General features: G+C 71.8%; 14 protein-coding genes. 8 read left to right on the top strand and 6 right to left on the bottom strand.

Annotated features, from left to right (window positions below):
* Window positions 1-210 precede the first annotated feature (210 nt).
* Complete coding sequence (locus PKD89_RS08040; protein WP_289012436.1) at window positions 211-933, bottom strand: lipoyl protein ligase domain-containing protein; 723 nt, start codon at window positions 931-933, stop codon at window positions 211-213.
* Window positions 934-993: 60 nt separating this feature from the next.
* On the opposite strand from PKD89_RS08040, the gene PKD89_RS08045 reads away from it, so the two are divergent.
* Window positions 994-1,509 carry an NUDIX domain-containing protein gene (locus PKD89_RS08045; protein WP_289012435.1) on the top strand — a complete coding sequence of 172 codons (516 nt, stop codon included), beginning with the start codon at window positions 994-996 and terminating at the stop codon, window positions 1,507-1,509.
* A gap of 153 nt (window positions 1,510-1,662) precedes the next feature.
* On the opposite strand, the gene PKD89_RS08050 is transcribed toward PKD89_RS08045, so the two are convergent.
* Together PKD89_RS08050 and PKD89_RS08055 are read right to left on the bottom strand one after the other, a co-directional pair.
* Complete coding sequence (locus tag PKD89_RS08050; protein WP_287392125.1) at window positions 1,663-1,926, bottom strand: hypothetical protein; 264 nt, start codon at window positions 1,924-1,926, stop codon at window positions 1,663-1,665.
* Entirely contained in the window at window positions 1,923-2,822 is a 900-nt protein-coding gene (locus tag PKD89_RS08055) for an ROK family protein (protein ID WP_289012434.1), read from the bottom strand. Before PKD89_RS08055 ends, PKD89_RS08050 begins: the two co-directional genes overlap by 4 nt.
* A gap of 239 nt (window positions 2,823-3,061) precedes the next feature.
* Here PKD89_RS08055 and PKD89_RS08060 point away from each other — a divergent pair, with 239 nt between their 5' ends.
* From PKD89_RS08060 to PKD89_RS08070, 3 genes are read left to right on the top strand one after another with little or no spacing between them, the layout of a single operon-like run.
* The gene (locus tag PKD89_RS08060) at window positions 3,062-4,021 is read left to right on the top strand and encodes an AAA family ATPase (protein ID WP_287379320.1); all 960 of its coding nucleotides are present in this window, start codon (window positions 3,062-3,064) and stop codon (window positions 4,019-4,021) included.
* Between the two features lie 38 nt (window positions 4,022-4,059).
* Window positions 4,060-5,301: a DUF58 domain-containing protein gene (locus PKD89_RS08065; RefSeq protein WP_289012432.1), complete on the top strand. Its 1,242-nt coding sequence runs from the start codon at window positions 4,060-4,062 to the stop codon at window positions 5,299-5,301.
* Window positions 5,298-7,592, top strand: a complete 2,295-nt coding sequence (locus PKD89_RS08070; RefSeq protein WP_289012431.1) for a transglutaminase TgpA family protein — start codon at window positions 5,298-5,300, stop codon at window positions 7,590-7,592. The genes PKD89_RS08065 and PKD89_RS08070 overlap by 4 nt, the downstream gene beginning before the upstream one ends.
* Window positions 7,593-7,707: 115 nt before the next feature.
* Here the strand turns inward: PKD89_RS08070 and PKD89_RS08075 are convergent, their stop codons facing one another.
* Genes PKD89_RS08075 through PKD89_RS08085 form a run of 3 tightly spaced genes read right to left on the bottom strand, consistent with a single transcriptional unit; the run spans window position 7,708 to window position 9,899 of the window.
* Window positions 7,708-8,073, bottom strand: a complete 366-nt coding sequence (locus tag PKD89_RS08075) for a DUF3040 domain-containing protein (protein WP_287379317.1) — start codon at window positions 8,071-8,073, stop codon at window positions 7,708-7,710.
* Window positions 8,060-9,379, bottom strand: coding sequence for a DNA polymerase IV (dinB, locus tag PKD89_RS08080; protein ID WP_289012430.1), 1,320 nt, complete (start codon window positions 9,377-9,379; stop codon window positions 8,060-8,062). The genes PKD89_RS08075 and dinB overlap by 14 nt, the downstream gene beginning before the upstream one ends.
* Window positions 9,369-9,899 (bottom strand): NUDIX hydrolase, encoded by a 531-nt coding sequence (locus PKD89_RS08085; protein ID WP_289012429.1) that lies wholly within the window; start codon window positions 9,897-9,899, stop codon window positions 9,369-9,371. Before PKD89_RS08085 ends, dinB begins: the two co-directional genes overlap by 11 nt.
* 159 nt (window positions 9,900-10,058) lie before the next feature.
* On the opposite strand from PKD89_RS08085, the gene PKD89_RS08090 reads away from it, so the two are divergent.
* The 4 genes from PKD89_RS08090 to PKD89_RS08105 form a co-directional block, all read left to right on the top strand.
* A complete protein-coding gene (locus tag PKD89_RS08090) occupies window positions 10,059-10,370 on the top strand; it encodes a hypothetical protein (RefSeq protein ID WP_287379314.1) in 312 nt (103 codons plus the stop codon).
* Window positions 10,367-11,272 carry an inositol monophosphatase family protein gene (locus PKD89_RS08095; RefSeq protein WP_324332363.1) on the top strand — a complete coding sequence of 302 codons (906 nt, stop codon included), beginning with the start codon at window positions 10,367-10,369 and terminating at the stop codon, window positions 11,270-11,272. The genes PKD89_RS08090 and PKD89_RS08095 overlap by 4 nt, the downstream gene beginning before the upstream one ends.
* Before the next feature lie 154 nt (window positions 11,273-11,426).
* On the top strand, window positions 11,427-12,107 hold the full coding sequence (locus tag PKD89_RS08100) for a response regulator transcription factor (RefSeq protein WP_287379312.1): 681 nt from the start codon (window positions 11,427-11,429) through the stop codon (window positions 12,105-12,107).
* On the top strand, window positions 12,104-12,414 hold a 311-nt coding region (locus tag PKD89_RS08105; protein ID WP_289012427.1), incomplete at its 3' end, for a hypothetical protein. The genes PKD89_RS08100 and PKD89_RS08105, both read left to right, overlap by 4 nt.

The raw sequence follows: 12,414 nt of genomic DNA on the forward strand, positions 1-12,414 counted from the left end.
CCGGGCAGCGATCCCCGCACCGCCCCGCGCAACTCGGGAGCCCAAACAACCGCCAGACCGCGCTCCGGGCTCCCCACTTCGGAAAGGGGCTCCTGGTGAGGCACCGAGCTGGGTTGGGAGGGGCGCTGAGTTGGGAGGGGCGCTGGGTTGGGAGGGGCGCTGGGCTGGGGGGGGCGCCGGGCTGGGAAGGGGGTACCGGTACGGGGACGGTCAGGTCATGACCGCGGAAGCCTGCACCAGGGCGTCGGCGACGTGATGCTGCCACCAGCGCACGGCCCGGTCGGTGCCCAGCGGCGCGGTGCGGCGGGCCAACTCGGCGGCCGCCGCGGCCCGGCCGCCGGAAAACTGATCGCCGGGAAACTGATCGTCGCGCAGTGCGGCCAGCGTCGCCTCGACGGGTACCTGCCGGTAGGCCACGGTTTGGAACCGCACCTGCTCCCGGGTTCGCCGCTGGCTGAGGCCGACCACCTTGCGGCCCTGCGGGTCGAGGCTCTCGCCAGGACCGACGCCGGCAAAACACACCAGACGACCGAGCGGATCCCAAGTGCCGGTCCCCCGGTGGGCGGCGACCTCGACCCCGCCCGATCGCATCGCAGCGGCGAGAACCCCGCCGATCCAATCGAAGGACCGACCGACGTCGTCGGACACGCGCTCGTCGCCGCGGGCGACGACCACGTCGATCCACACGGTGTGAACCGGTTCGACGACGACCACGCCGCCGCCGCTGCGGCGCCTCGCCGTCGCCAGCCCGGCGGCCTCAGCACGGGCCTCGTCGAGGGCGTGGCGTTGGGTCGATCCCGCCACGATCGTCGCTTCGGTCGGGTTGACCGCCCAGACATCGAGCGAGCCGGGCGCAGGTGTGGGCAGGTCACGGCCGTGAAACTCGCCGGCGGATCCGATCCACTCGTGAAACGCCGCCGCGCCCGCGCTCATCGGTCCGCTTCGACGGGCGCTGCGACCGGACCGGTACGTCGGACGGTAGCGTCGGACGGAATGCGACCCACCCTCCGACGCCAGGCCGCCCGCGTGGTGGCACTCGACGGCGACGACCGAGTGCTGCTGATCAAGGCCCACGACCCGGCACGACCGGAGGCCGGTTCGTGGTGGGAGCTCCCCGGCGGCGGCATCGAGCCCGGCGAGGCCTCGACCCACGCCTGCCTGCGAGAGTTGCACGAGGAGGGCGGCATCACCACCGCCGACATCGGACCGGTGATCTGGACCCAGCACGTCACCTTCGACTTTGCCGGGTGGCACTTCGACCAGAACGAGGTGATCCACCTGGCCCGCGTCCCCAGCGGATCGGAGGGACTGGGGGAACAACGCCTGGAGGCCTTCGAGGCGATGGCCTTCGAGGACCGCCGCTGGTGGAGCGCCGAGGAACTCCGCTCCGAGGGTGTAGCCACGCTGCCGCCGCGGCTGGCCGAGCTGCTGGTGCCGATCGTCGACGGCCACCTGCCCGATCCACCCCTCGACATCGGTGCGGAAGCGGGCGGGGCGGACCGGCGATAGCCCGGTGGGTGCTGGGCCCGGTCTGGCACCCAACCCCCAGCACCGATCGCATTCATCCGAATCGGAACCGGCCGAATCGCACCCGGCCGGCACCCGATCGCCAAAGCCACCGCCGGCCAGCTCATGGCCGGCTCACGGTCGTCCGGCCGGCGTTCAACGAGTGCGCCGGCCGCCGCCCGCCGGCCCGACCGACCGCAACCACTCGAGGTAGGCGACGACGTCGGCCGGATCTGCGGCACGCCGACGCTCCTGGCGACCGCCGCCGTACTGGGTCTCCAGGCGGAACGCGACGTAGGGCCCGAGGCGCCCGCCCCGACGAGGACGGAACCTCAGCGCCGCCCGCACGCCGGTTGCCCACAGGTCGGGACGGGTCACCACGGCGAGCGTTGCTCGTATCGGAATGGCCGGCTTGCTCATCGTTCCTCCCGATTCGTCGCCGCAAACAGCTTGGCATTGATGGCCTCATACGCCAGGGCCGCGGCGCCGATCAGCGGACCCTCCGCACCCAGCGCAGCCGGCTCGATGCGCGCGTTGCGGGCAAAGCTCAGGCGCGCCCGGGCCGACAGCTCATCCTGCGCTGCCTCGAAAAAGTCGGCGCCGAAACCGAGCGCCACCCCGCCGGCGACCAGCGCCAGCGGCACGTCGAGGGTGGCGACGACCGAGGCGACGGCGCGTCCGACCAGGGTGCCGGTGCGGCGCCGCAGAGCCGGCGACGCCAGCGCCGGATCGGCGCCGGTGATCGCCCGCAGCGCGGTGCCGGAGGCCTCGGCCTCGACGCACCCCTGTCCGCCGCAACCGCACCTGCGCCCATCGGGCACGACGACGACGTGGCCGAGGTGCCCGGCGTTGCCCAGCTCACCCCGCAGCAGCCGACCATCGACCACCAGGCCGCCCCCGATCCCGGTCGACACGACCATCGCCAGGAAGTTGTCGCAGTTCCGGGCGGCGCCGATCCACCGCTCGCCCAGCGCCAGCGCCTGTGCATCCCCGGCGACGCTCACCTCCAGACCCAGCGCGTCGGCGAGGTGCGCCCGAATGGCGAAGCCACCCCACACCGGCAGGTTGACCGGGGCGATCATCTCGCCGGCGGCGAGGAAGGGCCCGGCGGTGCCGACGCCGACCCGGGCAGGGCGGTCCGCACCAGCGCTGGCCGCCAGCGCCACGCTGACCAGCCGGTCGGCCAGCTCCGATGAGCCGGTCGCCCCGGCTGTCTCGACGCGGTGGCGCTCCCCCACCGTTCCATCCGGCCCGACCATCGCCGCCTCGAACTTGGTGCCACCGACGTCGATGGCCAGCACCGGCCGGCCGCTCATCTCACCCACGCTGGCGCCAGCCCCGGTCATCGGCGCGGCCTCATCGGTATCGCCTCGTCGATAGCTGCCCCGGTTGCACCAGCGTCCCCTCTGCGACCGGACTGGCGTGCCGCCCGCAACCGCCCACGTTGGTGCTTACAGCGGCGAGTCGCAACCCGGGACGGCACGCGCTTCGGTGCATCGTGACCCACCCCCGGCGCGGATAGTGTGAGCGACCCCCAAGGCCCGGAGGAGGATGGGTGGTCGACCATGACCGGGTGAGCGCGTTCGCCCAACGTTTTTCGCAGTTGTGCGACAACGTCAACCAGGTGGTGTCGGGCAAGGCCGAGGTGGTGGAGCTGCTCGTGACCGGCCTGCTCTCCGGCGGGCACATCCTGTTGGAGGACGTGCCCGGCGTCGGCAAGACGCTGCTGGCCAAGGCGATGGCCGCCTCGGTCCACGGCGAGTTCGGCCGCCTGCAGTTCACCCCCGACCTGCTGCCCGCCGACGTGGTGGGCACCTCGGTGTGGAACTCCGCCGACGGCACGTTCTCGTTTCGGCCCGGCCCGGTGTTCGCCAACTTCGTGCTCGCCGACGAGGTCAACCGGGCGTCGCCCAAGACCCAGTCGGCCCTGCTCGAGGCAATGGCCGAGGAGCAGGTGACCGTCGACGGCACCACCAACCCCCTCCCCGAGGTGTTCATGGTGATCGCCACCCAGAACCCGATGGAGCACCACGGCACGTTCCCGTTGCCCGAGAGCCAGCTCGACCGGTTTCTCATGCGCCTCAGCGTCGGCTACCCGTCACGAACCGACGAGCTGTCGCTGCTCGCCGGCGGCGACCGCACCCGCCTGCTCACCGGCCTGCGTCCGGTGATGGACATCGATGCGCTGTCGAACATGACCCGCTTCGCCGAGACGATCCACGTCGCCGGACCGATCGGCGAGTACATGGTCGACCTGGCCCAAGCGACGCGCTCCCATCGATCGATCGCGCTGGGCGCCTCCCCCCGGGCGGTCCTCGGGTTGCAATCGGCGGCCAAGGTGAGGGCTGCCAAGGAAGCTCGGGGCTATGTGATGCCCGACGATGTCAAGGCTCTGTTCGGCCTGGTGATGGCCCACCGCATGGTGCTCACCGGCGAGGCGATGTCGGCGGGCATCCGACCGGAGAACACCCTCGACGAGATCCTGGCCACGGTCCCCGCACCGCGGCCCGGCTGACCCCCCGGCCTCGCATGGCGCGCTGGGGCTGAGTCACCGTGGCCACCTACTCCCGTTCGGGCGTGCTCACGCCCACTCGATCCGGCTGGGCGCTGATCGCCCTGGTCGCCGTGTTGGTCCCGGCCTCGATCGTGTTCTCCTACCCCGAGCTGTGGGTGGCCACCTTCACCCTGATGGTCGCCCTTGCCGTCTCGGTGCTGGTGGTCATGCGCTCCGGGTCGCTCACCCTGCAACGGGTGGCGCCAACGGCGGTCACCAACGGCGACGCAGTCGAACAGATGGTGCTGGTCGTCAACGGCGGCCGGTTCAGCGGCCTGGTGTCGCTGCGGGATCGGATCGCCGAGCCGATGCATCCCGCCGGCGAGCGCACCGACCCCGTGCGCCTCTCGCCCTTGGGGGCGGGCGAACGCCGCCGCCTGAGGACCGTCGTGCCGACCACGGGGCGCGGTGTGCTTCGCCTCGGCCCCGCCCAGCTGGCCAAGCAGGACCCGTTCGGGTTGTTCGAGCGGGCGCTCGCCCCGCAGGCCGAGGCCAGCGTGTTGGTGCGCCCGCGCATCCACCGGCTGACCGGCCTGCCCGGTGGCGGGCGTCAACACGACCGCCACCACGCACTGCTGATGACGCCCACGCAGGCGCCGGAGGATTTTGTCGGGCTCCGGCCGTACCAAGCCGGCGACGACATCCGCCACATCCACTGGCCCGCCGTCGCCCGCAGCGGCAACCTGATGGTCCGCCAGTTTGAGCGGCCCGATGAGAGCCACGTGGCGGTCGTACTCGACGGCCGGGCGTCCCGCCAGAGCGTCAGCTCGTTCGAGCGGGCGGTCGAGGCGGCGGCCAGCGTGCTCACCGCGGTGGTCGCCGACCGTCCGGTGCGGCTGCTCAGCACCGCCGGCCTCGACACCCGGACGCTGTCCGACGCCTCCAGTTTGGGACCGGTGATGGACCGCTTGGCGACGGTGGCGATCGGCCCCGAGGCCAACCTGTCGTCGGTGGCCCGCACGCTGGCCGACGACGCCACCGGGTTGATCGTCGTGTGCGGGACCACCCTGAGCGCCGATGATCGCCGGCTGCTGACGAACGGCGACAGCTCCCGCATGCTGGTATCGATCGACTGCTCGGCGACCGAGGCGCAGCCGGGCGTCGTGCCCTTTGGATCCGGCATCGAGCTGGCGACCACCTGGTCGGAGGCATGGGCCGAGGAGCTGGCTCAACGCCTGCGCTTCGGCGGGGCGCCGCTGCGTTCAACCGGGTCGGTCCAACCGGGCGGGCCGCAGCGATGAGCCCAAGCCGCAGCGCCGCCGCCCCCGAGGCGGTGGGCACGGCCCGGGCCGAGAACGGCGAGCGCCGTCCGCCGGGATGGTGGCTGCCCGAGGTCACGCTGATGATGCTGACCGCAGCGACGGCGCTGAGCTTCTCCCGCCTGTTCTCCGGTTGGGACTGGTTGCCGGCGGTCCTGTTGCCGGCGCTGATCGTGCACGCCAGCGAGTCGATCGGCCGTCGTCTCCGGCTGTCGGTGTGGATCGCTCCCCTGCTGTCGGCCATCGCCGGACTGGTGGCATGGGCGAATCTCACCCTGCCCGAAACCGTCGTGGCCGGCCTTCCCACCGGCGAAACCGTGTCGCGGTTCGTCGAACTCACCGGGGAGTCCTTCGACAGCTTCCGCCAGCTCGTCGCCCCGGCCCCCGCCCAACCCGGCTTCATCGCCGCCGCCTCGCTGGTGCTGGTCGTCGTCGCCCTCTACTCGGACACCGCCGTCCACCGGGGCAACGTCCCGGTTCAGGCGGTCACCACCCACGTCGGCGTGTTCATCTTTGGGGCGACGCTGGCCCGGGGCCCTGCCCAAGTGTTCTCGGCGGTGGTGTTCACCGCTGCGCTGGGCGCCCACCTGCTCGCCGTTCGCACGGTCAACAACGGACGGGGCCGTTGGCGCAGCGGCGAGCGTTCCAGTGGCACCTGGGCTGCCGCCCGGCTCGGTGCGGGGGTGCTGGTGGTTGCGGTGCTCGCCGGCACGTTGGCCCACCTTGCCTTCACCCAGGACCGCACGCCGGTGATCGACCTCACCGACCTGTCGTCGGACCGCGCCGATCGTCAGGTGTTGTCCCCCCTGGTGTCGATCACCGACCAGCTGGGCCCCCAGAGCGACGACGTCATGTTCACCGTCGAGACCGCCGAGGACCGGCCCAGCTATTGGCGGCTGACCGCACTGGACACCTTCGAGTCCAACGTGTGGAGTTCGACCACCGCATTCGAGGACGTGTCCGGGGAGTTGCCCGACGTCACGACGCTTCCCACCCGCAACCAGATCGACCAGACCGTGGCGATCGATGGCCTGGCCGGCATCTGGATGCCCGCCGCCTCCGATCCGATCGAGGTTGCGTCCGAGATTCCGGTCAGCTTTGACGAGCCGTCGGCGACGCTGATCATCGCCGAGGGCGATGAGTTGCCTCAGGGCATGACCTACGCCGTCCGTTCGGCGATCCCCGACGTGGCCTCACCGGGTAAAGAGGTCCCCGGCGGCGACGAGATCGAGGCTGCGCGCGCCCTCCCCGAGGGCCTCAGCCCGGAGGTGAGCGAGGAGGCGCAGCGGATCACCGGCGGCGCCGCCGGTGACGTCGCCAAGTTGCAGGCGCTCCAGAACGATCTCCGCCAGGGCGAGTACGACACGTCGGCCGACTACCGGGGTTCCGTCGACCCCACCGCATCGTTCCTCCGTCAGCGGCGGGGGTTCTGCACCCAGTACGCCAGCGCCTTCGTGCTGATGGCCCGCTCCATCGGGCTCCCGTCCCGGATGGGGGTGGGCTTCACCCCGGGCAACTACGACGCTGCCAACCGGACCTGGACCATCACCGGACGCCAGGCCCACGCCTGGCCCGAGGTGTTTCTGTCGGAGTACGGGTGGGTCGCCTTCGAGCCGACGCCCGGGCGTGGCAACCCGGTGACCGAACCGGTCACCGGCGTGCCGTTCGAACAAGACTCCGGCGACGGTTCGCCCGAGCCGGTCGCTCCGGCGACGACCGCCCCGCCGACGACCGCTCCGCCGACGCCGGACAACACCCCCGCCGACGGCACGACGCCGGCTCAGCCCGAACAGCAGCCGCTGCCGATGCCCGAGACGCCGACGAGCACCCCGTGGTGGCTGCTCGGGCTGTTCGCAGCGTTTGCCCTGGGAGCAGGTGCGGTCGCCGGCCGGGTCGCCTGGGTGCGCAACGCCCGCCAACGCCGCTACCGGCCCGAGGACCCCGCCCGGGTACCGGCCGGCGCCTGGACCGAGGTGACCGACCGGTTGGCAATGCGACGTCGAGACCCCCGTCCCAGCGAGACCGCTGCCGAGTTTGCACGCCGGATGGAGGGCGAGACCGGTCTGGCCACCCTTCGCCCGCTGAGCGAGCTGGCCGCGGCCGGGGCGTTCGGCGATCGCGCCCCGGAGGACACCCAGGCCGAGGAGGCCCGCCGGCTGGCCGACCAGGCCTCGGAGACGGTCTCGTCGGAGTGGAGCCGGGCCGAGCGCATCCGCTGGAGCCTCGGAATGGCGCCTCGTCGCTCCGGGCGGCGCCGCCACTCGCAGGGCTGATCCACTTCCCCGGTCAGGTGCCCGTCGCCCTGTGCTCAGCGCACTGTTGTCAGCACCGTGCTCGATGAGCTTCGGTGGGGGGATCGTTGCCCGGTGCGCAGGGACCGAGCGATCCTCAGCTGTCGTCGCCGGCGTCGGCGCTGGTCGAGGCTTCCGGGCGGCGAACGCCGGTAAACCCGGTCACCTGGCTGAACAACTCGCCCATGCCATCCTGGCCCAGCTGCCGGATGCCGGACTCGATCACCGCGCCGAGGGCGAAGGTGACCAGAAATCCGACAAAGGCCAACAGGAAATGCACCGACAACAAGAAGATGGTCAGGGCGAGCGAGACGACCATGCCGACCGCCGCCAAGCGGATGCGCCGCAGCACCGCGGTGTGAACGGTGCGCGTCCGCACCTCGTTGGCCAGCGCGGGGTCGGACTCGTAGAGGCGGTCCTCGATTTCCCGGAGGATGCGCTGTTCGTCTTCAGAGAGCGGCACCGTTGACCCCCTTCTCGTTCAAGGCACCATGATCGCGCACCCCGGGGCCGCTCACAACGCGCGGAGCGGCCGGGTCCTCGACCAGGCGGGTCGGCCCGATGGCGTCACGGCCAAAACGGCGGCGGACATCATCGACGGTGCGGTCGAGGGTTCGATCGTCATCGTCGGACAGCCTATCGAGGCGGAGCTGCGCAGGGGCACCCCGGGCGAGGCCGGTCGTCCCCACGCCGAGCAAGCGAACGCCGACGCTCAGGTCGAGCTGGTCGAGCAACGCCGAGGCCACCTCCCGCACCGTGACGGTGGCGTCGGTGGGCGCGTCCAGGCGTTGCGCCCGCGTGAGGGTGCGGAAATCGCCGTAGCGCACCTTGATCTGCACCGTCGTTGCGGTCACCCCGGCAGCCCGCAGTCGCTCCGCGACGTGATCCGACATCGCCGCCAGATCGGCCGACAGTTCCCCCACGGCGAAGCGATCGGTGGGAAAGGTCCGCTCGGAGCTGATCGATTTGGCCGGCGCGTCGGCGATGACCGGGCGAGGATCATCGCCCTTGGCCAGGGCGATGAGCTGGCGAGCACCGGCGGCGCCGAACAGCCGCCGCACCGCACCCTCCCCCACCTCGGTCAGCTCGGCGATCGTGCGCACCCCCAACCGACCCAGCTTCTCGCCGGCGACCGGCCCAACCCCGGGCAGCGCCCGCACCGGCATCCGCTCGAGAAAGCCGATCACCTCGTCGGGGCGCACCGCGACAACGCCCGGCCCGGGGATCGGCCCGCGCGGATCCGCTGAGGGCTTGGCCGCCTCCGACGCCAGCTTGGCGATCGTCTTGTTGGGACCGAGTCCGACCGACGCCCACAGGCCCATCTCGTCGTGGATGCGCTGACGAAGCCGGGCGGCGGTGACGATGGGGTCGCCGAGGCGCCGCTCGCTGCCGGTGAGTTCGACAAACGCCTCGTCGAGGGACAGTGGCTCGACGAGCGGGCTCAGCTCCCGGAGGATCGCCATCAGACGACCCGACACCTCGCGGTAGTGGTCGTGATCACCGGGCAGGACCACCGCCACCGGGCAGCGGCGCATGGCTTCGGTCATCGCCATCGCCGAGCCGACCCCGGTGGCCCGGGCCTCGTAGGAGGCCGCAGCGACGACGCCGCGACGCCCATCGCCGCCGACCAGCACCGGCCGGCCCGCCAGCTCGGGCCGCCGCAACACCTCGACCGCAGCAAAGAAGCAGTCCATGTCGGCGTGCAGCACCCAGCGAGGCGTGGTGCGCCCACGCTGCCCGGCTGGGCCCCCGTGCGGCTCAGCGCTCATCTGGATCGGTACGCGTGACCCGCAGGTCGGCCCGACGGTCGCCCTCGATCAGGTAGGAGAACCGGCGGGTATTCGCCCAGCGGTGCGTCAGAAACTCGACGAGCGGCTCGCGCACCCACGGCGGGGAGTCGACCAGCGGCTCGTGGGAGCGCTCGGCACGAAACCACTCACCGGTTTCCACGATGCCGTCCGGGTCGTCGAAGGACAGTTCACCGCCGGGATGCTCGGCGCCGTAGGCGACGACGCGCAGTTCCCAGCCCAACTGAGGAGCGCTACAGCGGATCTCATAGAGCGGTCCCCGCCAACTGGGCACGACCAGGCCGGTCTCCTCGGTCACCTCGCGACTCAACCCCTCGACCAGTTCCTCACCAACGTCGATCACCCCGCCGGGCGGCGACCAGTCGACCACGCCGCCCTGGCGGCGGTTGCGGACGAGCAGAACCCCATCCGGGCCTTCGATCACCGCTCCGCCCACCGTCCAGTGCCGCACGGGCTGAGGGGTGTCGGGCGAAACGCTCACGTCGCGCAGCCTAGCGATGGCCGAGCGGGCCCACCCGGCCGCCGCAGGGCCGGAACCGCATCGCCGGGATGACCCGCTCGACCCTGCCGGCCACCGGTCGGGCCGGCCTGCGAGCGGCGGAGGGGGAAGCCCCGCCACCGGCGGGTACCATCGGCGACGATGGCCGCTTCGAGCGAAGGCAGCGACAACTCCAACAGCGCCCCGAGTGGCAGCCCAGGCGGTGACGCCGAGGGCCCGCAGACCGCGCTCGCGCCCGTCTGGGCACGGGCGGTGGCCTTCGCCGCCATCATCGCCGGCGGACTGGCAGGGGCGCTGGTCGGCGGTCGCTTCGGCGATGTGGCGTGCACAGGATCGTGCGATGTGGCGATCGGAGCCTCGATGCTGGCCGCGTCGGTGATCGCCGCCCTCGGGGTGGCGGCGGTGGCGGTGATCACGCTGCGGGTGGCCGGGGAGTGGGTCGGCGGCTCGTGAGCCACCCCGGAGCCGGTGAGGCGAACCGACCGGACGCTGCCGTCGACTCCGACGAGTTGTGCACCCTGGCCCTTTCCGCCGCCCGCCTGGGAGCCCGCACGGCGTCGGACGCCCAGGCGGAAATACGCCGCCAAGGCGGGGCCAGAACGACCAAGTCGAGCGAGACCGACCTGGTGACCGAAGCCGACCGAGCGACCGAGCGGGTCATCCGCGATGCCCTGCTCGACGCCCGACCCGGGGACGGGTTTCTCGGCGAGGAGAGCGTCTCGGAGTGGACCGACGACCCTCGGGGCGACGCCGACGATCGGGTGGTGTGGGTGGTCGATCCGATCGACGGAACGACCAACTACGTCTACGGCCAGCCGGACTGGGGCATCTCGGTGGCGGCCACGCGCGGCGGGCGCAGCCTGGTGGGCGTCGTCATCGCGCCCCGCCTCGACCTCGAGTACGTCGCCACCCTCGGGGGCGGCGCCACCCGCAATGGCGAGCGGCTCGTCGTCGCCCAATCCCCGCCGCTGAGCCAGGCCCTGGTCGCAACCGGCTTCGGCTACGACCCTGGCCGCCGCGGCCGACAGGGGGCGGTGGCCACCGCTCTTCTGCCCCAGGTGCGCGACCTCCGGCGTCGGGGTGCGGCGGCGCTCGACTTTTGTTACGTCGCAGACGGCAGCGTCGACGCCTACTACGAGACCGGCCCGCACTGGTGGGACTTTGCCGCCGGGTCGTTGGTGGCCACCGAGGCCGGCGCCAGGGTGACCGCCCAGCCACTCGTTGCCGGGCCGACCGGCGGGCCGGTGGCGACCACGGCCGAGCCCACGTCCGGATGGGTCCTCCTCGCCGCAGCACCGCCGCTGTTCGGCTCGTTGAGCGACGTGCTCACCCGCCTGGGTGCCGCTGGGGGCTGAGCGCTCAACGACGGGTGGGCACGGGGCTACCCGGCGCGCCCGGTAGCCTGGCCGCGGCGGCCTCATCTGGCTCCATCGGAATTCAGGCCTCGGTTCCGAAACGCCCGCATCGCGTCGGGCACCGCCCCGAGGCCTCAGGCACGAAAGCCCTACGTTGAGCACCCGAATCCTGACCGTCGAGGACGACGAACGCATCCGCACCGCCGTGAAGCTGGCCCTCGAGGACGAGGGGTGGGAGGTGGTCGAAGCGGCCACCGGCGAGGCGGCGATCGACGCTTTCCGTTCCAACCCCACCGATGTCGTGTTGATCGACATCATGTTGCCCGGCGTCGACGGCTTCGAGGTGTGCCGCGCCGTACGTCGACAAAGTGACGTGCCGATCATCATGGTGACCGCCCGCGCCGACACCCACGACGTGGTCGCCGGGCTCGAGGCCGGTGCGGATGACTACCTGACCAAGCCGTTCGTGCCCAAGGAACTGTCGGCTCGCATTCGCGCCCTGTTGCGACGGGTGCGCTCCGGCGACTCGCTCCAGCACCGCATGCGCTTCGGCGACCTGGAGATTGTGCCCGACGAGGGCGTGGTCACCTTGGCGGACGAGACGATCCACCTCACCAAGACCGAGTTTCGGTTGCTGGTCGAACTCGCCAGCTCGCCCGGCAGGATCTTTTCGCGCGAGGACCTGCTCGAGAAGGTCTGGGGCCACGGTTACCTCGCCGACAGCCGGCTGGTCGACGTCCACGTGCGCCGGCTGCGCACCAAGGTGGAGGCCGATCCGGGCAACCCTCGGCACGTGTTGACCGTGCGCGGCCTGGGCTACAAGCTGGCGGCGTGAAACGGTCGGGGCGGCGCACCGACGATCGCTCGGGTGCGACCCCTTCGGGCGGTGATGGCGATCGCGCCAAGGGCGCCAAGGACCACACCGAGGCAACCACCAACGCATCCCGATCGAGCACCACCGATGCCAAGGCGGGTGGACCCCCGCTCGGCGGCAACGTCGCCGACGACACCAGCGGGGTCGCGTCGACCTCGCGACGGCAGCCGGGCGACTCCCAGTTGGGCCTCCGTGCCAGGGTCACGCTGGCCTTCACCCTCGGCGCGCTCGTACTGTCCGGGATCATCGGTGCGGCCACGCTGAACCT

The organism is Candidatus Neomicrothrix sp. (assembly GCF_035329545.1).
GTDB classification, from domain to species: Bacteria; Actinomycetota; Acidimicrobiia; order Acidimicrobiales; family Microtrichaceae; genus Microthrix; species Microthrix subdominans.

What these genes read in the sequence shown, in the direction of transcription:
- PKD89_RS08070 (WP_289012431.1), top strand. Translation starts at nt 5,298, where the DNA reads ATGAGCCCAAGCCGCAGCGCCGCCGCCCCCGAGGCGGTGGGCACGGCC.
- PKD89_RS08090 (WP_287379314.1), top strand. Translation starts at nt 10,059, where the DNA reads ATGGCCGCTTCGAGCGAAGGCAGCGACAACTCCAACAGCGCCCCGAGT.
- PKD89_RS08055 (WP_289012434.1), bottom strand. Translation starts at nt 2,822, where the DNA reads ATGAGCGGCCGGCCGGTGCTGGCCATCGACGTCGGTGGCACCAAGTTC.
- PKD89_RS08045 (WP_289012435.1), top strand. Translation starts at nt 994, where the DNA reads ATGCGACCCACCCTCCGACGCCAGGCCGCCCGCGTGGTGGCACTCGAC.
- PKD89_RS08040 (WP_289012436.1), bottom strand. Translation starts at nt 933, where the DNA reads ATGAGCGCGGGCGCGGCGGCGTTTCACGAGTGGATCGGATCCGCCGGC.
- dinB (WP_289012430.1), bottom strand. Translation starts at nt 9,379, where the DNA reads ATGAGCGCTGAGCCGCACGGGGGCCCAGCCGGGCAGCGTGGGCGCACC.
- PKD89_RS08050 (WP_287392125.1), bottom strand. Translation starts at nt 1,926, where the DNA reads ATGAGCAAGCCGGCCATTCCGATACGAGCAACGCTCGCCGTGGTGACC.